Source organism: Streptomyces sp. NPDC047982 (genome assembly GCF_043204165.1).
Classification (GTDB): Bacteria; Actinomycetota; Actinomycetes; order Streptomycetales; family Streptomycetaceae; genus Streptomyces.
In genome coordinates this window covers 1-20,762 of record NZ_JBIDBS010000031.1, presented here as the reverse complement: position 1 = coordinate 20,762, position 20,762 = coordinate 1, and the positions used below count along the sequence as shown (strand labels likewise).

General features: G+C 71.5%; 16 protein-coding genes. 11 read left to right on the top strand and 5 right to left on the bottom strand.

Annotated features, from left to right (window positions below; genetic code table 11):
- Positions 1–22 precede the first annotated feature (22 nt).
- Complete coding sequence (locus ACGF2V_RS28845) at positions 23–1,621, top strand: glycoside hydrolase family 20 protein (RefSeq protein WP_362710244.1); 1,599 nt, start codon at positions 23–25, stop codon at positions 1,619–1,621.
- Positions 1,622–1,736: 115 nt separating this feature from the next.
- Here the strand turns inward: ACGF2V_RS28845 and ACGF2V_RS28840 are convergent, their stop codons facing one another.
- A complete protein-coding gene (locus ACGF2V_RS28840) occupies positions 1,737–2,168 on the bottom strand; it encodes a hypothetical protein (RefSeq protein ID WP_362620919.1) in 432 nt (143 codons plus the stop codon).
- 686 nt (positions 2,169–2,854) lie between these two features.
- Here ACGF2V_RS28840 and ACGF2V_RS28835 point away from each other — a divergent pair.
- Together ACGF2V_RS28835 and ACGF2V_RS28830 are read left to right on the top strand one after the other, a co-directional pair.
- Entirely contained in the window at positions 2,855–3,670 is an 816-nt protein-coding gene (locus ACGF2V_RS28835; protein ID WP_362710241.1) for an RNA polymerase sigma factor, read from the top strand.
- Positions 3,649–5,166, top strand: a complete 1,518-nt coding sequence (locus ACGF2V_RS28830; protein WP_362710238.1) for a hypothetical protein — start codon at positions 3,649–3,651, stop codon at positions 5,164–5,166. The genes ACGF2V_RS28835 and ACGF2V_RS28830 overlap by 22 nt, the downstream gene beginning before the upstream one ends.
- 158 nt (positions 5,167–5,324) lie before the next feature.
- On the opposite strand, the gene ACGF2V_RS28825 is transcribed toward ACGF2V_RS28830, so the two are convergent.
- A complete protein-coding gene (locus tag ACGF2V_RS28825) occupies positions 5,325–6,179 on the bottom strand; it encodes a peptidoglycan-binding protein (protein WP_362620923.1) in 855 nt (284 codons plus the stop codon).
- 469 nt (positions 6,180–6,648) lie between these two features.
- Between ACGF2V_RS28825 and ACGF2V_RS28820 the strand changes: the two genes are divergently transcribed.
- From ACGF2V_RS28820 to ACGF2V_RS28810, 3 genes are all read left to right on the top strand, one after another.
- Positions 6,649–8,229, top strand: coding sequence for a methylmalonyl-CoA mutase family protein (locus ACGF2V_RS28820; RefSeq protein ID WP_362621048.1), 1,581 nt, complete (start codon positions 6,649–6,651; stop codon positions 8,227–8,229).
- Positions 8,230–8,325: 96 nt separating this feature from the next.
- On the top strand, positions 8,326–8,991 hold the full coding sequence (gene leuE / locus ACGF2V_RS28815) for a leucine efflux protein LeuE (RefSeq protein WP_362620925.1): 666 nt from the start codon (positions 8,326–8,328) through the stop codon (positions 8,989–8,991).
- Between the two features lie 210 nt (positions 8,992–9,201).
- Positions 9,202–9,474 carry a DUF397 domain-containing protein gene (locus ACGF2V_RS28810; protein ID WP_362620926.1) on the top strand — a complete coding sequence of 91 codons (273 nt, stop codon included), beginning with the start codon at positions 9,202–9,204 and terminating at the stop codon, positions 9,472–9,474.
- Between the two features lie 57 nt (positions 9,475–9,531).
- On the opposite strand, the gene ACGF2V_RS28805 is transcribed toward ACGF2V_RS28810, so the two are convergent.
- Positions 9,532–10,947, bottom strand: a complete 1,416-nt coding sequence (locus tag ACGF2V_RS28805; protein WP_362710236.1) for a polysialyltransferase family glycosyltransferase — start codon at positions 10,945–10,947, stop codon at positions 9,532–9,534.
- A complete protein-coding gene (locus ACGF2V_RS28800; RefSeq protein ID WP_362710233.1) occupies positions 10,947–11,924 on the bottom strand; it encodes a glycosyltransferase family 2 protein in 978 nt (325 codons plus the stop codon). The genes ACGF2V_RS28805 and ACGF2V_RS28800 overlap by 1 nt, the downstream gene beginning before the upstream one ends.
- A gap of 209 nt (positions 11,925–12,133) precedes the next feature.
- On the opposite strand from ACGF2V_RS28800, the gene ACGF2V_RS28795 reads away from it, so the two are divergent.
- The 4 genes from ACGF2V_RS28795 to ACGF2V_RS28780 all read left to right on the top strand — a co-directional run bounded on the left by ACGF2V_RS28795 (position 12,134) and on the right by ACGF2V_RS28780 (position 16,916).
- Positions 12,134–13,483, top strand: a complete 1,350-nt coding sequence (locus tag ACGF2V_RS28795; protein WP_362710230.1) for a DUF6716 putative glycosyltransferase — start codon at positions 12,134–12,136, stop codon at positions 13,481–13,483.
- A 73-nt stretch (positions 13,484–13,556) separates the two neighbouring features.
- The gene (locus ACGF2V_RS28790) at positions 13,557–14,843 is read left to right on the top strand and encodes an acylneuraminate cytidylyltransferase (RefSeq protein WP_362620933.1); all 1,287 of its coding nucleotides are present in this window, start codon (positions 13,557–13,559) and stop codon (positions 14,841–14,843) included.
- A 49-nt stretch (positions 14,844–14,892) separates the two neighbouring features.
- Positions 14,893–15,849: an N-acetylneuraminate synthase family protein gene (locus tag ACGF2V_RS28785; RefSeq protein WP_362620934.1), complete on the top strand. Its 957-nt coding sequence runs from the start codon at positions 14,893–14,895 to the stop codon at positions 15,847–15,849.
- A gap of 11 nt (positions 15,850–15,860) precedes the next feature.
- Positions 15,861–16,916: a hypothetical protein gene (locus ACGF2V_RS28780; RefSeq protein ID WP_362710228.1), complete on the top strand. Its 1,056-nt coding sequence runs from the start codon at positions 15,861–15,863 to the stop codon at positions 16,914–16,916.
- 157 nt (positions 16,917–17,073) lie between these two features.
- Here the strand turns inward: ACGF2V_RS28780 and ACGF2V_RS28775 are convergent, their stop codons facing one another.
- A complete protein-coding gene (locus tag ACGF2V_RS28775) occupies positions 17,074–18,588 on the bottom strand; it encodes a N,N-dimethylformamidase beta subunit family domain-containing protein (RefSeq protein WP_362710225.1) in 1,515 nt (504 codons plus the stop codon).
- 494 nt (positions 18,589–19,082) lie between these two features.
- Here ACGF2V_RS28775 and ACGF2V_RS28770 point away from each other — a divergent pair, with 494 nt between their 5' ends.
- Entirely contained in the window at positions 19,083–20,309 is a 1,227-nt protein-coding gene (locus ACGF2V_RS28770) for an amidohydrolase (RefSeq protein ID WP_362710291.1), read from the top strand.
- The last annotated feature ends 453 nt before the right edge of the window (positions 20,310–20,762 follow it).

The window sequence follows — 20,762 nt, the reverse complement described above, 5'->3', positions numbered from 1 at the left end:
TCATACCGGAGGTTTCTGACCGATGTCGCTCTCACGCGGCGCCCTCGTGACCGGGGCGGTCCTCACCGCGGCAGCCGCCGTGACGGTCGCCGTCGTCGTCTGGCAGGCAGGTCCGGGCAGCGGACCCGCAGGGGAGACAGGGGCCCGCACGCCCACCGGCTCCCCGGCGACCCCCTCGCGGACCTATCCGCTCTCCTCCGCTCCCCGCACGATTCCGGCCGTGCGCGAACACATCGCGGCACGCGGTCCCGGCTGGCGGCCCGGCCCGGACACCGGGGTCGTCCTCGCGGGCGGCAGCGGCGCGCTCGCGGACGAAGGGCGGCTGCTCGCCCAGGAGCTGAGGATCCGCTACCGGGGTGACGTCCCCGCCCGGCCGGGTGACGTGGAGCTGGCCCTCACCCCGGGCAAGGGCACCCCCGAGTCGTACACCCTCAGGTCCCGCGACGGGCGGGTCACGATCAGCGGACCCGACCAGGCCGGTGTCTTCTACGGGACCCGCACCCTGAAGCAGTCGGTGCGTGCCGACGGCGCGATGCCCGAGGGCGAGGTGCGCGACCGCCCCGACCGGCCGCAGCGCGGATTCAACCTCGACATCGCGCGCAAGTACTACTCCGTCTCCTGGATCGAGGACCGGCTGCGCGAGATGGCCGACCTCAAGCTCAACCAGTTCGGCCTGCACTTCTCCGACGACCAGGCGTTCCGCATCGAGTCCGAGACCCATCCCGAGGTGGTGTCGCCACAGCACCTGACCAAGGCCGAGGTGCGGCGGATCCTCGGCCTCGCGAACCGACTGCACATCCAGGTGGTCCCCGAGATCGACTCGCCCGGCCACTTGGGCGCGGTCCTGAAGGCCCACCCCGGCCTCCAACTGCGCAACGTGTCGGGGGTGCGCTCGCCCGGTTCGCTGGACATCTCCAATCCGGGGGCGGCCGAGCTCATCGACGAACTCCTCGGCGAGTTCACCGAGCTGTTCGGCGGCCGGTACTGGCATCTCGGCGCCGACGAGTACCTCGCGCTGATGGCGCGGGACCCGGCGGCCTCGTACCCGCAACTGCAGCGCGCCGCTCAGCAGAAGTACGGGCCGCAGGCCGGTATCAAGGACCTCGCCACCGGCTGGCTCAACGACCGTGCGGCAGTGGTGCGTCCGCACGGCAAGCAGCCCAAGGCGTGGAACGACGGCTTCTTCCGCGGTGGCGTCGTCCGTGCCGACAAGGACATCGAGGTCGAGTACTGGACGGGCAGGGAGTACGGCGCCCGCCCGCCGGAGGAGTATCTGGTCGAGGGGCGGAAGGTGGTGAACCTCAACGACGAGTTCCTCTATTACGTGCTCGGCCAGCCCAACAACTTCGTCTACCCCACGGGCCGGCGGATCTACGAGCAGTGGACCCCGCTCGTGCTGCGCGGTACCCGGCCGGTCCCGGCAAGCTACTCCAGGCAGATCCTGGGAGGCCGGTTCGCCGTATGGGGCGACTTGCCGAACGCGCAGACTCCGCAGCAGGTGGCGCAGGGTATCCGGATGCCGCTGCGGGCGACGGCCCAGAAGCTGTGGGACCCGGGTAAACCGGCGCTGAGCTGGGACCAGTTCCAGGCACTGGCGAGGCGGATCGACAAGGTGGGCTGAGCGGGCGGGCCGGATTCCCGGTGGACAGTGCGGGGGCCGGGGCTAAGTTCGCAAGCCGCGCGCTCCGGGGAGGGGCGCGTGTTCCTTGCGTTCCTGGCTCAGAATCCTGAGGGGGCTACTTTCCTCGGATACCCGCCACATACGCGGCGATTCGTGGCCTGTCGTTTTCGATCTGCCCCAGGATGGCCTCCGCTGTTTCACGGCGCCGTGTCCCCAGCTCGCGGTAGACGAGCCAGAGACCCATGCGTGCGGCCTCCCGGCAGCGGTCGCCCAGGTCGGTGTTGCCCAGGGCGACCTCGTCCGCGTCCGATTCGCCCATCACGATCTGCTGGAGGAGCTCCAGGACGAGGTCGCGGGCGTCGGCGGACACATCGTCGAGCAGTCCCGCGAGCAGGACGGAAACCGTGGGAAGGGCGGCGCTGTGCAGTTGGCCCTGCACCACGACGACGTTCTCCAGGTCCCAGTAGGCCGCCATGGCCTGGTCCTCGTCCGCTGCCGCCAACAGGCGGCGCAGCGCACCGGGCACACTGCTGGATTTGTCGCCCAAAGTCCGGAAATCCCCCCAGGGTGTGCGGGCAATCTCTACCTCGGCCAGGCTCCTGCTCACCGGTCACCATCCCGTTCTCGTTGATCAATTCGACCACGGCCCGCCGGCCAGGTTCGGATGCAACGGCGACATCCCGGCCGAGCGGGCGCCGGAGCATGTCTTCGGCCGCAGCTTCGGGATTCCTCGACTCCGCCGAGGCGGGACTCGCCCCAAGCCCCGTCGAGGTCTCGGCCGATGTGCGACCCCACTCGCCGGACCGCACCGCCGCCCCGTACGGAAAGCGCCGAGTGGAGGGGCCCGCAAGCGCGCGCCGGGAACGGCGCAGCGCGTCGGTCTGGGGCGGATCGGGTGAGCGTCCGGCCGCGTTGGTCACGCCGCTGGTCCCTGAGAGGTCCCGAACATCGGATCACGCTTGGTCAGAGATGGTAGGAGAAACGAGGACGACCGGGGCCGCCACCCCCCACAGGAGAGGCCCCGGTCGTCTTCTACGGGGCCGTGGGACGACCTCGTACTCCACTCAGCGCCGCCGCCGCGATTTCTGTCACACCACCCTCTGTCCGAAGAATGTTGCAGCTTGTACAAGGCGTGGACGTACTCACGCGTAAGGTCGTAGCGTGCTGAGTCGCGCAGAGTGACGCGGCAGTGATGACCAGCTGCTATTCAAGACAGCAGGGCAGGTTGAGGGAGTGCTGGGGGACGACGCTGAACTGACTGCCGCTGTACTCGCGGCGCAGGGCGGGGACGAAGATGCCTTCCGTACTGTGTACCGCGCTGTGCAGCCGCGGCTGCTCGGTTACATACGGACGCTCGTGGGTGAGCCGGACGTCGAGGACGTGGCGTCCGAGGCGTGGCTGCAGATAGCCCGCGACCTCGACCGCTTCGGCGGCGACGCGGACCGCTTCCGCGGCTGGGCGGCGCGCATAGCCCGCAACCGCGCCCTGGACCATCTGCGGATGCGCGGCAGGCGCCCCGCCATAGGCGGCGACGAATCGGAGCTGTCGGACAGGCCGGCCGCTTCCGACACCGCCGACGAGGCGATGGAGGCCCTGGCCACCGGCAGCACGATGTCGCTCATCGCTCAACTGCCCCGGGACCAGGCCGAGGCCGTGGTGCTGCGCGTGGTCGTCGGCCTGGATGCCAAGAGCGCGGCGCAGACGCTGGGCAAGCGGCCGGGGGCGGTGCGCACCGCCGCGCACCGGGGACTGAAGCGGCTGGCCGAGCTGCTGCGCGTGAACGGTGCGAGTGGTGTGAACGGCGTGATGGACGAGGGCGGTACGGACGGCCCGGCCGGCGGGGGCGACGACAACGGCGCGAGCGGCGGGGAAGGGGCGGGGGGAACGGATCGGGCGGACCGCGTTCGCGCGGGCGATCCGGCGGACCAGGGCCCGACGGGCCGGACGACGGAGCTCGATGCCGTGCCCGCCCAGCGTCCCGCACACCAGGGGCGGGCGGCGCCGGCCGGTGTGACGCATTCGCGTCCATGGACGCAGAAGGACATGTGATGGCCGACGAGCGGTACGAATGGCTTGACGAGGACGCGGCGGAGAAACTGCTTCGCGGCGAACCGGTCGCTCCCCTCGACGGTCACGAGGCCACGGAGGCGGAGGAGCTCGCGGCGGCGCTGGAGGCCGTCGCACGGGCCGCCCGCCCGGCCACCGGTGAACTGCCGGGCGAGGCCGCGGCGCTGGCCGCCTTCCGCGCCGCCGCGCATTCGGCGCCCGCGGGCGCCACGAGTCGTGGCGAGGCCGCGACGGACCCGGGCGCGACCGTCACGAACGCGGAGGTGGCCGCGCACACCGACGTGCCCGCGCACACCGACGTGCCCGCGCACACCGACGTGTCCGCGCACACGCACGTGCCCGCGCACACGCACGTGTCCGGGCACGCGGAGAAGGCGGGCGAACCCGTCATCGCCGTCGGCGACTCCGTCGGAGTGCTCGACCTCCTCCACATAGGGCCCGCCACCGGCACCCCCGCCACCGGCGAGGCCGCCCCGAGCGTCCCCCCGGCCACGGGCCGCGGCCGTACCCGTACCCGTACCCGTTCCCCGCGCCGGAGCAGGCCCGTGCGGTTCGGCCTGGTCGCTTCCTTCGCGGGTTGCGCGATCGGCGGGATGGCGTTGGCCGCGAGCGCGGGCATGCTCCCCGGCCCGTTCGGCAGCCACGCCCCGGCACCGACGAGTTCGGTGTCGGCCGACGCGTCCCCCGACGGGGGCGGCTCGCAGGACGTCACGGGCACGCCCAGCCCCGCGAAGCCGCCGGTCTCCCCGGACACGACGCCCGCCGCTCCCCGGTCCGGCTCCTCCGCCCCCGGCGACGGTCGGGACACCGGCAAGAGCGGCGAGGACGCCGACCCCGAGGGCGGTGACGGCAGGAGCACCGGGCGCGGGCCGGACGGTTTCCCGTACGGCAAGGCGCGCGAGAATCCGGGGAACCGGACCTCCGGCCGCTGGGACGCCGAGGCGAAGCGGGCGTGCCGGGACTACCGCGACGGCGACCTGGACGACGACCGCAGACGCTCTCTGGAGGCGATGGCGAAGGGTGCCCGCAATCTGGAGCGTTTCTGCGACCGGATGCTCGCCGACGGCGGGAACGGGCCGAAGCGGCAGGGCGATCAGGACGGGCAGGGCGACCGGGACCGGCAGGGCGATCAGGACGGGCAGGGCGACCGGGACCGGCAGGGCGATCAGGACGGGCAGGGCGACCGGGACCGGCAGGGCGACCGGGACCGGCAGATAGGGGCGGGCGACGACGACGCGCAAGAGCGCGGCGGCGGGCGCGGCCAGACCCTCCCGCCGGCCCGGTTCACCACCACCCCCGAGCCGGCGCCCGTGATCCCGTCTCCGCGGCGGCGCGTGCTCCCGTACGCGCCGCCGCCCGCCTCGCCGTCCACGATCCCGCCCTCGGCGACCCGGGCGGCGGGCGGTCCGGCCGCAGGCTCCCCGGCCGGGGACCGTGCGCACAGGGTCGCGGCATCGCCGCCCGCCCGCCAGGTGTGACGTTTTTCGAGGCCGTGACGCAGTAGTGAGTGCCGACTGGTCATCGGCAGCGCGAAGAGCCGAGGTTCCCCCCGTACCTGCGGCTCAGCGCATCGGCGCGGGTGGGGCATGTTCCCCCTGCCTCACCCGCGCCCCCTTTCCGGCCGACGTGACGGCCCTCAGCCGTAGACGACGACCTTGTCCCCCTCCTTCACCTGGGCGAACAACGAGGCGATCTTCTGCTCGTCGCGGACGTTGACGCAGCCGTGCGAGGCTCCGGCGTAGCCGCGGGCCGCGAAGTCCGCCGAGTAGTGCACCGCCTGGCCGCCGCTGAAGAACATCGCGTACGGCATGGCCGTGTGATAGATCGTCGACACGTGGTGCCGGGACTTCCAGAAGACGGAGAAGGTGCCTTCACGGGTGGGCGTGTACTGGGAGCCGAAGCGGACGTCCATCGACGAGACGATCCGGCCGTCGATCATCCATGACAGCGTGCGGCTGTTCTTGCTGATGCACAGCACCCGGCCCGTCATGCAGCGCTTGTCGGGCTTGGCGGCGGGCAGGGTGGTCGGCGGACGCAGTTCGCTGGCCGTCGGCGGGCGCGTCATGCCGAGCAGCCGCTGCCAGGTGACGGTGTCCGTCTCGCCGGTGGCGGCCAGGCCGCGCTTGGTCTGGAAGGACCGCACGGCGGCGGCCGTGACCCCGCCGTAGTAGCCGGTGGGGGAGCGGTCGAAGTGACCGATCTGCCGCAGCCGGGCCTGGAGCTCGCGCACCCGCTCCCCTTGGGTGCCGCTCGCGATCAGCGGCGTGCTCTGCGGGTCCGGTTTGGTCGACGGCTCGGACGGCGTCGGCGTGGCGGACGGCTCGGTGGTCGCGGTGGCCGTCGGGGAGGCCGACGAGGGTGTGGCCTTCGGGGACGACGACCGCCGCGCGACGGGCTTGTCGTCGTCGTTCGGCGTGGCCCCGGGCGGTGCCGGCGGCGGCGACGAGCCGTCGGCGGGCGGCGCCTCGCAGCCGGCGGTCGCGACGGCCACGGCGAGGACGGCCAGCGTCGCCTTGGCCGTGGCCCCTGCCCAGCCCCGTTTTCCGCCCTCTGCCCAGCCCCGTCTCCCGCGCCCTGCCCGACTTCTGCCGCCCGTCCGCGACGTGAGCGGCGCGGTGCCCCGCGACCCGAGCGGTGCCCCGCCCCGTGCCGTGCCTGCGGTGGTGCTGCGTATCATCTCGGTCCCCTGCTCCTCCGGGTTGTGTCGGTGTCCCATGGGACGGATTCCCGCCCTGCCCGGTTGCCAAAGCCCGCGCACGACGGGGCAAACCTGCGCATGATGGGGGAAAGTGGCCAAGGTGACAGGGCCGGGCAGGTGCTGTGAGCAAGGTCCCAGCGTCCGCCCCTCCATCGGCCTCGTGCCCGTCGATACAGTCCGTCGCGGGAACCCCACCATCACCAGTAAGTGGCTTGTGGTCGACAAGCGGCTTGTGAAGCAGCTTCAGCGGGAGGCACAGCAGATGACGCGTGAGTCGGAGTCGGGACTGCCGATCGAGCCGGTGTACGGGCCGGACGCACTCGACGGCTGGGACCCGGCGGAGAAGCTGGGGGAGCCGGGCTCGTACCCGTTCACGCGCGGTGTCTACCCGACGATGTACACCGGCCGCCCGTGGACGATGCGGCAGTACGCGGGCTTCGGCACGGCCACGGAGTCCAACGCCCGGTACCAGCAGCTGATCGCCAACGGCACCATGGGCCTCTCCGTCGCCTTCGACCTCCCCACCCAGATGGGCCACGACTCCGACGCGCCCATCGCGTCCGGCGAGGTCGGCAAGGTCGGGGTCGCGATCGACTCGGTCGACGACATGCGGGTCCTGTTCGACGGCATCCCGCTGGACAAGGTCTCCACGTCCATGACGATCAACGCCCCGGCCGCCCTGCTGCTGCTCCTGTACCAACTGGTCGCGGAGGAACAGGGCGTCGGCGCCGAGAAGCTGACGGGCACGATCCAGAACGACGTGCTCAAGGAGTACATCGCGCGCGGCACGTACATCTTCCCGCCGGGCCCCTCGCTCCGCCTGATCGCGGACATCTTCAAGTACTGCCGGGCCGAGATCCCGAAGTGGAACACCATCTCGATCTCCGGCTACCACATGGCGGAGGCCGGCGCCTCGCCCGCGCAGGAGATCGCGTTCACGCTCGCCGACGGCATCGAGTACGTCCGTACCGCCGTCGCCGCGGGCATGGACGTGGACGACTTCGCGCCCCGCCTCTCCTTCTTCTTCGTCTCCCGTACGACGATCCTCGAAGAGGTCGCGAAGTTCCGCGCCGCCCGCCGGATCTGGGCACGGGTGATGCAGGAGGAGTTCGGCGCGAAGAACCCCAAGTCGCTGATGCTGCGCTTCCACACCCAGACCGCGGGCGTCCAGCTCACCGCCCAGCAGCCCGAGGTGAACCTGGTGCGCGTCGCCGTCCAGGGGCTGGCGGCGGTCCTCGGCGGCACGCAGTCGCTGCACACCAACTCCTTCGACGAGGCGATCGCCCTGCCGACCGACAAGTCCGCCCGCCTCGCGCTGCGTACCCAGCAGGTCCTGGCGTACGAGACGGACGTCACCGCGACCGTCGACCCGTTCGCGGGTTCGTACGTCGTGGAGAAGATGACGGACGATGTCGAGGCGGCGGCCCTGGAGCTGATGCGGAAGGTCGAGGACCTGGGCGGGGCCGTGCAGGCGATTGAGCACGGCTTCCAGAAGAACGAGATCGAACGCAACGCGTACCGGATCGCTCAGGAGACCGACAGCGCCGAGCGTGTCGTGGTCGGTGTCAACCGCTTCCAGCTCGACGAGGAGGAGCCGTACGAGCCGCTGCGCGTCGACCCGGCGATCGAGGCGGAGCAGGCGGCCCGCCTCGCGAAGCTCCGTGCCGAGCGCGACCAGGACGCGGTGGACGCGGCGCTGGCCGAGCTGCGGAAGGCGGCGGAGGGCACGGACAACGTGCTGTACCCGATGAAGGACGCGCTCAGGGCGCGGGCCACCGTCGGCGAGGTCTGCAACGCGCTGCGGGAGGTGTGGGGGGCGTACGTGCCGACGGACGCGTTCTGACGCGTTCCGGGGCCTATCGCTCCGAAGCCGCCGCTCCTTGAGAATTCGCTGCTCCCGTCTGAACGGAGTGTCGTACCCACGTGCGACACTCCGTTCATGCTGGGTGTCACCGACCTTCCTACCTACCTCGCCGGTCTGGCAGTGATCGTGCTGCTGCCGGGACCGAATTCGCTGTACGTGCTGTCCGTCGCCGCCCGACGCGGGGTGCGCGCCGGGTACACGGCGGCGGCCGGGGTGTGGACCGGGGACACCGTGCTGATGACGCTGTCCGCGCTGGGTGCCTCGTCGCTGCTGCGGACCACGCCGGTGCTGTTCACCGTCGTCAAGTTCGCCGGTGCGGGCTATTTGACCTGGCTGGCCATCGGCATGCTGCGGGCGGCCGTTTCGATGTGGCGGGAGCGGCACCGGCGGGTGTCCGAGCTGGCCGAGGAGAGCACGGGGGCGGAAGCCGCCGGGACGATGGAGCGGCCCTACCGCCGGGCTCTGGTGGTCAGCCTCTTCAACCCGAAGGCGATCCTGTTCCTGGTCTCCTTCTTCGTGCAGTTCGTCGACCCCGGCTATGCCTACCCGGCGCTGTCGTTCCTGCTGCTGGGCACCCTGCTGCAGATAGCCAGCGTCCTCTACCTGTCGATGCTGATATTCGGCGGTACCCGCCTGTCCGCAACGTTCCGCCGCCGCAGGCGGCTGTCGGCGGGCGCGACCTCGGCGGCCGGGCTGCTGTTCCTCGGCTTCGCCATGAAGCTGTCCCTGGCCAGCGCATAGGGGGTCTGCCGTGGCTGAACCGATCTCCTCTGCCGAAGCGACGGCAGCCCAGTACGTCCGCATGAGTGTCCAGGGCAGCGACAGGCACTAGGAGCGCTGGGCCTGCCCGAGAGGCCCCAGGAGGCCCCCAGTGCGCCGGACGGAGAAGGGGGGCTCGGGCGGCGGGGGAAGTTTCCGGGTCAGGCGGTTGCGCAGGAGTGCCGAGGCGGAGTGGACACGGGCGGGCAGCCCGCCCAACAGTGCGCGGCTACCTGGCGCAAGAGCAGCTACAGCAACGGCGATGGCGGTAACTGCCTCGAAGTGGCCCAGGAGTTCGCACGCTGGCGCAAGAGCAGCCACAGCAACGGCGGCAACCGCGTCGAAGTCGCGGACGGCCACCCCGGTCTCGTCCCCGTCCGCGACTCCAAGCGTCCCGACGGCCCGGTGCTCGTGCTCCCCGCGTCCGCGTGGACGCCGTTCGTCGAGTCGGTCAAGGCGGCCTGACCACCGCACACCGACGGAACACGACCCCAGGCCCGGCCGCTGCGGCGAAAGCCCCCGTCAGCCCGTCGCCGCACGCTTCAGCGTGCGGGCCTTGCGGGCGATCCGGCGTACCGTCGCGTTGCGCGGGATGAACGCGAGCTGCTGGGGCACGGCGCCCGGCAGGCCCAGCGCGGTCAGGCGGCGCCGCTTGAAGTAGCGCCAGATGTCGTCCCGGTACCGGCTCAGGTAGCGCTCGGCCTCGGGCCGCAGTCCGGCCTGGAGTTGCGGCTGCATGGCGTAGCCGACGGCGCTGATCAGCCCGGTCGGCTTCCCCCGGACCTCGTCGGCGGAGGGCAGCGACCAGCCGGTGACGGCGGACGGGTCCTCCAGGTCGGGCAGCAACGCGTCGACGATCGTCAGCGGGACGCGGTTGCTGTTCTGGTACGGGGCGAGCCGTTCCAGCACGGTGTCGGTGCCGACGCGGGCCACCGGGAGCCCGTAGAACGACGCGGCGGTCAGCAGCGCGGTGGAGAAGCAGCCGACGACCAGGGCCGGCCGCATGGTCCCGAACAGTGTCTCGGCGAGGACGGGGTTGTCCAGGACGGTCAGGTCGGCACCGAGCCGTTCCGCCTCCAGCTCCAGCAGCCGCGCCCAGTGGGCCGGTGCGCTGGGGTGCGGTTTGAAGACGACCCGGGTGTGGCCGAGGGCGACGGCGCCGCGCAGCATCCGCGCGTGCAGCTCCTCCTCCTGCTGGGGCGTGAGGATGCCCAGCGTGGAGAGGTACTGGCCGAGCAGCAGGGCCGGTGCCGGTCCGGAGGCGGTGGGGGAGGCGCCGAACGAGGCGTTCAGCGAGGCGTCCAGGGCCGCCGACCCGGCCAGTTCGTCCAGCACCTCCAGGAAGACATCAGTCGGTACGACCTCGGACTCGACGCCGAACTCCGTGAGCAGCAGCGGCCGCAGGCCCGGCACCAGGTCCAGGTGGAGCAGTCGGCGGATGCGGGTGCCGAGCAACTGGTCGAGTCTGCTGCGGGTCGGGCCGTAGCTCATCAGGCCGTCGGCGTAGATGTGCACGGGGCTGTCGCCGAAGATCACGGAGAGGGCCTGGGCGGGGTTGGCCTGGATGGACTCGCAGGCGATCTCGACGGGCTCGTCCCCGAGATGCCACTCCCTGCGCACGGCCCGCTGCCACAGCGAGGCGTCCTGCTCCCGGGGCGACCATCCGGCGGGGTGGAACGGTCGGATGAATTCGTTCCACGAATACACCTCGTCGAATTCGGACTCCAGTTTCTCGAAACCGGGCCTGCGGTGGAGCGGTGTGCCCAGTTCGGGAGAGGCGGAGGTGTCGCTCACGACGAGAATGCGACGGTGTTCGGACCGGGGGCCGAACAGGCCCGCGCGCAACGCGGCGACGACCGTCGCGCCGGCATACTGCGTGCACGCGGAGAAGATCTGAGTGGTGGACCGGCCGACCGGTGCCGTGTACGTACCGGACATCAGGCCGCGACCTCCCGCGAAACGGAGCGGCGACGTACCCGGCGCAGCCGGTCCGCACGGCGGTCGCCCAGTGAATTCAGTGTGTCCACGAGAATGTCCTGGGGCATGCGTCGCAGAGAGGCCGCGCTCAGTGTGCGCAATTTCCGTGCCACTGCTGGTTCGAACCTTTCGATGGATTCCAGGTGATGTGCCATGACCGCGCAATAAGTCCGTACGGCCTTGGGCAGCAGCCGGTCCGCCTCCGGGTCCCGCGCCGTTTCTTCGAGCACCTGGTCGAACGCCCGGATGAAGTCGAGCTGTCGCACATCGCCGATCTGGGTGAGCGAGGACGCCACCCCGCGCCGGTAGAAGACCCCCTGCAGGCCGACCACCGCGAAGGACTCGGCCTCGCGGTGCAGGCGCCAGATCCAGGGCCGGTCCTCGGCGGTGCGCAGCCCGTCCCGGAAATGGAGCAGCCCCGACTCGACGAGCCGGCGGTGGTAGGCGCCGGCCCAGGCGAACGCGTAGTCCACGGGGGTCGACCGGTCGGAGGGCAGGATCACGTCGCGCGGCCGCATGACGGTGCCGCGCAGGCCGTGCGGGACCTGGTGGACCGTGCGCGTCCGGTCCGTGAACTGCACATGGTCCGTACGGACGAAGTCGCAGCCCAGCCCGGTGATGGCGGCGAGCAGTCGCTCGTAGTAGCCGGGAACCACCCAGTCGTCGCCGTCGAGGAAGGTGAGGTATTCGCCCCGCGCCGCGTCGATCCCGGTGTTGCGCGCGGTGGCCAGGCCCCCGTTCGTCTCGTGTCCGATCAGGACGGCACCCGGGATCTCGCGCTCCGCGCGCGCGAGTATCTCCGGCGTTCCGTCGGTCGAACAGTCGTCGACGAGGATGAATTCGAAATCCTCGCGGGCGTTGGCCCGCAGGCTTCGCAAGGTATCGGGAGCATATGCCTGCACGTTGTAGAACGGCACGATGACGGAGAGCTTGACCACATGCCACACGCTAGGTGCGGGGCCGTCATTTGCCTTGGCCCGGGAAAGGACGAAAGGTGAACGAAGAATGTCGAAATGATGAACCGGATCGGCCGTCCGCCCCGCACCGGGTTTTTGTGAACGCGATTCGTCGAACGTCGGCGGGCTGTTAACCAGCTGTTGTGGCCGCGTTGGGCCGCGAATCGAAATGCCTTCCTAAGTTCTGTGACGTGGCTCCACGTACCGATAAGACGACCGCCCTCCGGGTAGCCGTGCTCGCCGACTCCGACACCCGGTGGAAATGGGGCGTGCTCACCGCGCGCCGCCTCACCGCCACCGGCTCCGGTGGCCCGGCGCAGCGCGTCGAGATCAGCGGACTGCTGCTGCGCGGCCGGGCCACCCCGACCCCGCGCCAGCTCGCCGAGGTCGGTGACGTCGGCATCGCGTCCGACCGGGTGCGCGAGGTCACGGCCGTCGAGTTCCTGCACGCGGTACGGGACGAGGGGTACGACGTCGTCGTCCTCGCCCTCGTCGGGGGAGCCGTCCAGGCGATGCTGCACGGCCTCGCCGCGCTGCGCCTGCCGGCCCGGCCGGTCGTGGTCACCGGCTATGTCGGCGTCGTCTACGAGAAGCTCGCCGACGGGCTGCTGCTGCGGCACGGCGCGGACGTCGTGCTCGCCAACTCCCGCCACGACGCGGAGCGTTTCCGCGCGGTGTACGAAGGGGTCGGCGCCGACGCCTCGGCCGTCACGGAGGCCGCCCTGCCGTTCCTCGGCGGCGCGCCGTACCGCCCGAAGCAGGGCCGCGACACCGTCGTCTTCGCTGCCCAGCCCTCCGTTCCGGCCTCCCGCGCCGAACGCACGTACCTGCTGCGCCGACTCGTCGAGCACGCCCGGCTGCACCCGGACCGCGAGGTGCTGCTGAAGCTGCGGTCCAAGCCCGGCGAGCACACCACGCACATCGAGGAACTCCCGTACCAGCGGCTCGCGGAGAGGATCCCCGGCGGCCGGCCGCCCAACTTCCGTCTGGTGTACGGGCACATGGGCGAAGTCCTGGACGGCGCCGACCTGCTGGTCACGGTCTCCTCGACGGCCGCGCTGGAGTCCCTGCACCGGCGCATTCCGACCGCGGTCCTCACCGACCTCGGCGTCCGCGAGGCCCTCGGCAACCACCACTTCATCGGCTCGGGCCTGCTCACCTCCTGGGACCACCTGGACGGCGGCCACCGCCCGGAGCCCGACGCCGGATGGCTGGCCGGTCAGGGGGTCGCCGCCGACGGCACGTACGCCACCGCCTACAACGCAGCCCGCACCCGCGTGGAGGACCTGCTCGCCGTCGGCCGGCTGCCCGGGATCGCCCCGTACTACACGCCCGCCACCGCCCCCGGCTACCTCCCCGGCATCCTCGCCCGCCACCACCTGGGCCCCGACGGCCGCCCGCTGCCGGGCGCGGAACGGCCGCGCGCGACCGGCGGGCTGCGCGGCGCGGTCCGCGAGGCGGTACGGGAGGCGGCGCGGGGCGCGTACCGGCAGGGCGTCCAGCGGGTCGCCCCCGTCATCCGGCGGATGGGGGAGCTGTGACGGCCGCGCCCCGTGCCCTCGAACTCGTCGCCCGCGTACCCACCACCCACCGACCCCGACTCAAGGAGCAGCGATGACGCCGCCCACCGTGCTCGCCGTGATTCCCGCCCGCGGCGGATCCAAGGGCGTCCCGGCCAAGAACCTCGCCCAGGTCGGCGGCGTACCGCTGGTCGCCCGCGCCGTGCGCGCCTGCCTGGCCTCCCGCGAGGTCACGGACGTCGTCGTGACGACCGACGACGCGGCCATCGCGGACGCCGCCCGCGCGGCGGGTGACACCTCCGCCACCCCGGAGCGGCTGCACATCGTGCGGCGCCCGGCGGCCATCGCGGGGGACAGGGCGAGCAGCGAGGACGCGGTGCTGCACGCCCTGGACGCGTACGAGGCGATGGGCGACCGCACGGCCGACGTCGTGCTGCTGGTCCAGTGCACCAGCCCCTTCGTCGTACGGGAGGACATCGACGGGGTCGCCGCCGCGGTCGCCCGCGAGGGCGCCGACACGGCGGTCACGGTCGCCCCCTTCCACGGCTTCCTCTGGCGCGACGGCAGCCTCCTGGAGCAGGAGAACCACGGCGTCAACCACGACAAGTCCGTCCGCCAGATGCGCCAGGACCGCCCCGAGGACCTGCTGGAGACCGGCGCCGCGTACGCCATGGACGTCGCCGGATTCCGCGTCCACCGCCACCGCTTCTTCGGCCACACCGCCCTGGTGCGCACCGACGCCGCGCGGGTCCTGGAGGTCGACGACCCGCACGACCTGGCCCGCGCCCGCGCGCTCGCGCCGCTGCTGGACCCCTCGCCGCTGCCCACCCTCGCCGACGTCGACGCGGTCGTCCTCGACTTCGACGGCACCCAGACCGACGACCGGGTCCTCATCGACGCCGACGGACGCGAGATCGTCGCCGTGCACCGCGGCGACGGCCTGGGCATCGCGGCCCTGCGCAAGGCCGGGGTGCCGCTGCTGATCCTCTCCACGGAACAGAACCCGGTCGTCGCGGCCCGTGCCCACAAGCTCCGCATCCCGGTCCTGCACGGCATCGACCGCAAGGACCTGGCCCTCAAGCAGTGGTGCGACGAACAGTCCATCGCACCCGAACGGGTCCTGTACGTGGGCAACGACGTCAACGACCTGCCGTGCTTCGCCCTCGCCGGCTGGCCCGTCGCCGTCGCGAGCGCCCATGACTCGGTGCGCGCCGCGGCGCGTGCCGTCACGACCACGCCGGGCGGCTCCGGTGCGATCCGTGAGATCGCCGCCTGGCTGTTGGGTCCCACCCTCACGAACGCCGGCCTCACGCGATCCACCCTCACGAACCCCACGCTCACGAACCCCGGCTTCACGATCCCCGCCCAGTCCCCCGAGTGATCCCGGGTCCCCCAGACCCACGACACCCCGAACTAAGGAAACACACCTCATGAGCACCTCCCTTCTGCGCACCCTCGGCACCCGTACCGCAGGTCCCGGCCGCCCCGTCTACGTCACCGGTGAGATCGGCATCAACCACAACGGTGACCTCGACAACGCCCTCGCCCTGATCGACGTGGCCGCCGAAGCCGGCTGCGACGCGGTCAAGTTCCAGAAGCGCACCCCGGAGATCTGCACCCCGCGCGACCAGTGGGACATCGAGCGCGACACCCCCTGGGGTCGCATGACGTACATCGACTACCGCCACCGCGTCGAGTTCGGCGAGGACGAGTACCGGGCCATCTCCGAGCACTGCGCCCGGCGCGGCATCGACTGGTTCGCCTCCCCGTGGGACACCGAGGCCGTCGCCTTCCTGGAGAAGTTCGACGTCCCCGCCCACAAGGTGGCCTCGGCCTCCCTCACCGACGACGAGCTGCTGCGCGCCCTGCGGGCCACCGGCCGCACCATCATCCTGTCCACCGGCATGTCGACCCCGAAGCAGATCCGGCACGCGGTCGAGGTGCTGGGCTCGGCCAACATCCTTCTCTGCCACGCCACTTCGACGTACCCGGCCAAGGCCGATGAGCTGAACCTGCGGGTCATCAACACCCTCCAGCAGGAGTACCCCAACGTCCCGATCGGCTACAGCGGCCACGAGACCGGCCTCCAGACGACCCTCGCCGCCGTCGCCCTCGGCGCCGTGTTCGTCGAGCGCCACATCACCCTCGACCGCGCCATGTGGGGCTCCGACCAGGCCGCCTCCGTCGAGCCGCAGGGCCTCAGCCGCCTCGTCCGTGACATCCGCACCATCGAGGCGTCGCTCGGCGACGGTGTCAAGAAGGTGTACGAGTCCGAGCTCGGCCCGATGAAGAAGCTCCGCCGGGTCGCGGGCGTCGTCGCCGAGAACGAGGCCGCCCCGGCCGCCCAGAACGAGGCCGCCCCGGCCGCCGAGCCGGTCGCGGTCTGACGGGCCGACCGGTGAACCTCGCCTTCGTCGAGAGCCCGGTCCAGCTCCTGAACGTCCTGGAGTGGGCCTACGCAGAGGGAGGCGACGACCACGTCCTCGCGGACGTCACGGTCGTTGTCCTCCCCCCGGTCGACCCGATGTCGCGCGGTCAACTGCGCCGGATGGTGGAGCTGGCCCGCGACGAGGGCGTCAACGTCCGATGGCAGGAGGCGCGCGGCGGTGCGGGCGCGCCCCTGAAGACCCTGCGCGCCCTGGCCGGACTGCTGCGCGGCGCGGACCGGATCGTCATAGGGGACCCGTTCTCCCGTTACGTCCAGCTCCTGCTGACCATGGTCCGAGCCCGCCGTCTCACGGTGGTCGACGACGGCACGGCCACCATGGAGTTCGTCGCCCAACTCGCCCGCGGCGAGCGCCTGGTGCGCTGGCACCGCAAAGGCAGCTCGGGCCCGCGCGAACTGGTCCTGGCCCCGGTCACGGCCCGCGCCCGCAGCCGCTTCACCCCCTCGGCGACCCGTACGGTCGAGGTCTTCACGGCGATGCCGGTCGAGGCCCCGCCCGGCGTCACCGTCACCTCCAACGCCTTCGCCTGGACGCGGGCCCGCTTCGGCCCACCGCGCCTCACCAAGGGCGCGGACCTGGTCGGCACCTCCCTCGTCGAGACGGGCGTGGTCGACCAGGACCGCTACCTGGAAGCCGTCGCCGCCCTGGCCCGCACCCACCAGGCCGTCCGCTACTTCGCCCACCGCCGCGAGGCCACGGAGAAGCTCCACGCACTGGGGGCGGCCACCGGCCTGGAGGTCGTCCGCCCCGACCTCCCCCTCGAACTCATCGCCCGCCGCGGCCCCATCGGCCGCACCGTCCTCAGCTTCCCCTCCACGGTCGTCCACACCCTGCCGCTCGCCCTGGCGGGCACGGAGGCCAGGGTCGCGGTCTGCGACATAGCACCGGAATGGCTCCGCGACACCGCCTCCCCCCGCGCCCACGGCTTCCTGTCCGGGGTCACGGAGACCGCCCGCGACGTCCAACGGCTGGCGCCCTGGCGGGCGACGGCGGTCACGGAAGCGTGAGAGCGGCCCGACGGGGGACGACGGGGTACGACATGGGACGACCGGGTACGACGCAGGGCAGGCCGCGCGTGATCGAACCGTGAGTCCGGGGCGCGACCACGGGGCGCCATCGCGGGGTGCCTCGGACGGTGGGGGACGTGGCGCGCGAGCCCGGCCCTCAGGCGTTGCGGCGCTCCAGCATGCGGGACAGAAGATTGCGCGTGGCCCGCTGCACGTGCGGGTTCACGAAACCGGGCTCGTAGAGCGCCAGCGGCCAGTAGAACGTTCCGGCGACGAAGACGTGCGTGCCCCGCTCGTCGACGCACAGGCTGGTGTTCTGCACGGTACGGCCCCGGCCCAGCCGGTCGTTGTAGGGGGACGCGGAGAGCAGCGTCTGCGTGGTGCCCGCGGGCCGGGGCATGGCCGGATCGAAACCGTCGGCCTCGACGCCGACCAGGTCCGCGATCCTGTCGCCGTCCCGCAGGCCGGTGCCCGACCAGAACCAGTGACCGCTCTCCCGGACGACCAGGGGCACGGGCGTCTTCAGGATGCCGTTGTACTGGACGCCCAGCAGCCCCTGCTCCGCGTGCCGGTGCTTCGTGCCCAGCTCGCGCCACCGCACCGTGGGACCGCTCGGCCCCGGTTCGGGGTCGACGGCCTCCTTGTAACAGGTCACCACGCGGTTCGGACCGCCGTCGGCGGCGTCCTCGACGCGGATCTGGAAGTACATGTTGTTCGCGGTGAGGAACGCGAGGTGGGTTCCGGCCAAGACGGCGCGCTCGGCGCAGTCGCGCATCTGCCTGGACCAGTACTCGTCGTGCCCGGAGAACATCATCACGCGGTGCTTCGAGGGATCGACCCGGCCCTCGTGCAGGTCCACGCTGCTGGCATACGTGATGTCGTAACCGGCGCTCTCCGCCCATCGCGCCGCGCTGGTGTCCAGCTCGAACCAGTGCGGCGTGCCGGACATCGGGTAGGGCCGGTCGAAGGAGACCTTGAACGCGCGGTCCTCGGGCGCGCCCCACACGCCTTCGGGGCTGTAGCCGCGGTACAGGTTCTTTCCGGTGCGCCCGTCGTAGGGCCAGAGGTTGTACGCCTGGTACGTGGTGAAGGGGACGACCATCAGGATGTCGGAGCGGCGCCCGGTGTCGCGTACGACGAACGGCGTGCAACTGCCGTAGCCGTCCTCGGTCGTGAAGACGGCCACGTAGATCCCCGACCCCCATGACCCCGGTATGCGCAGCGTCCACGAGACCGGCCAGTCGCAGGCGATGAGCCGCGCGTCGCCCTCGGCGGCCGGCCTGGTTCGCGGGTGTACGGGCACCGGGTCGCTGGTCAGCAGGTGCCGGGTACCCGTTGCGCCGTAATGGCCCACGCGGTGGACGGCCACGGTGCACGTCTGGCTGCGGTGCGACGACAGGTGGAAGTCGATCGACTCCCCGCGGCCGACGGAGGTTTTCGACGCGTAGCCCTGGACCTGGCCGACGGTGTCGGAGACCGCCTTCGTACCGCCCCGCAGCCTGTTCCATTCCTTCGGATCCTTCGGAACCGCACGACTCCGCGGCACCGAGGGAGTGTTGCTGACGTGCGCGGCCGGGGTGGTTCCCTCCTGCACCCGGCATCCGGCCAGAGCGGCGGCGCTGATTCCGAACGCGGCCAACGCCGATCTACGGGACACCTTCGACACAGACACGCTCCGAGACCTGGACGCCGGGCCTGGTGCCCCGCGCGTGGACAAGTGCGACCGGCCGGCGCGGGAGCCGCGGCGCCCTACCCGTCGGCGATCGTTCCCACTCCTGGTGAATGTGACCGATCGTGAAGGATGATGGGGAGAAGATGTGGTTGGTTGCCTGCGGAAGGCATCACGCTGAACAGCGTGGTCGAAATGAGATTTTTAGTCTGAAATCGCCACTCTCTCGCCGATTCGGGGCGGCGCGACAGGCGTTGGCGCGACAGGCGTCGGGGCGACAGGCGTCGGCGACAGTGCGCAGGGCGGGCCCCTTCACCTGAACGGGCCCGCCCTGCGCCCCGCGTACGCCCCGCAATCGAAATGCGCGAGTTTACCCATCTCGTCGTCAGCTCACACGCAGCGACCCGGTCATTTATTCGTCTATGTGGCTGAACTTTTCTTGTTTCATGGTCAGTTGAAGGGGGAAGGGACGTACCCTTCACCGGGTGAACCACTTGATGTCCCGCGCGCCCGACGCTGATCCCACGACCTCCGGCGACCCCCTCCCCGGCACCCTGTCCGACGCCCTCCGCGCCGAGCTGATCGCCTTCCGGCGTGACCTGCACATGCATCCCGAGCTGGGCAACCAGGAGTTCCGCACCACCGCGGCCATCAAGGCCCGGCTGGAGAAGGCCGGGCTGCGCCCCCGGGTGCTCTCCACCGGGACCGGACTCGTCTGCGACGTGGGCACGCGGGACGACTCCACCCGGCCGATGCTCGCCCTGCGCGCGGACATCGACGCACTGCCGATCCCTGACACCAAGTCGGGGGTCCCGTACCGCTCCACCGTCCCCGACCGGGCACACGCCTGTGGGCACGACGTCCACACCACCTCGGTGCTCGGCGCCGGGCTCGTGCTCGCCGAGCTCGACCGGCAGGGGCTGCTCCCCAACCCCGTGCGTCTGATCTTCCAGCCGGCCGAGGAGGTGCTGCCGGGCGGGGCGCCCGACGTCGTCGCGTCCGGGGCGCTGGAGGGCGTCGGCCGGATCATCGCCGTGCACTGCGACCCGAGGGTGGACGTGGGGCGGATCGGGCTGAAGGTCGGCGCGATCACCTCCGCCTGCGATCGGCTGGAGATCGGCCTCGACGGCTCCGGCGGGCACACCGCCCGGCCGCACCTGACCACGGATCTGGTGACCGCCGCCGCAAAGGTCGCCACCGAGGTGCCCGCGCTGCTGTCCCGCCGGGTCGACGCCCGCGCCGGACTCGCCGTGACCTGGGGACGGCTCCACGCCGGGCACGCCTGCAACGTGATCCCGCAGCACGCCGAGCTCTCCGGCACCGTGCGCTGCCTGGAGCTGGCCGCCTGGCGCGAGGCGCCCGACCTGGTGCACGCGGCGGTCGACGAGGTGGCCGGGATGTACGGAGCCAAGACGTTGGTCAACTACGTCCGCGGCGTCCCGCCCGTCGTGAACGACGCCGCCGTCACCGATCTGCTCGCCGCCGCGATGACCGCGCGCCGCGGTGCCGACGCGATCGAGAGCACCGAGCAGAGCCTGGGCGGCGAGGACTTCTCCTGGTACCTGGAGCACGTCCCCGGCTCCATGGCCCGCCTCGGCGTCCGCACCCCCGGCGACAGTGCCCGGCTCGACCTGCATCGCGGCGATTTCGACGCCGACGAGGAGGCGATCACGGTCGCTGTCGAGCTCTTCACTGCCTCCGCGTTGCTCGATAAGGCAGCTTGACACTCCAGTGCGGCTTGCGGCCTGCCCGGTGAGTTCATCGGTGGACCGTTCTTGGCTGTGGCCGCGTTGGGCTGGTAGCTGTTGTCGGCGCCAGTCGGACCAGTGCAGCAGAGTGATGTCCCCCGCGGCCCGGCTACGTGGGTGAGCCGATGGCGGTGTTCGCTGCTGTCGCCTACGTCGAGCACACCCGTCAGTGGGCAGGGCATATGCCATGGCGGAGGCCACCACGCGGTCCCCGTTAATCTCCGGTGATCGCGCGGTGGCCGTAGCGGTTTCCCGCCAGGGTCTGCCACCAGGCCGAAGCCAGGCCGAGCGGGATTGCGGAGGACGCTGTCCCTGTTGATACAGGCCGGACAGTGCCCTAGGTGTACTGCCCTGTGAGGTTGGGGACGCGGCTGGCGGGTGGTTTGCCTTTCAGCGCGGTGTGTCCGCGGTGGTGATTGTAGGTGTGCA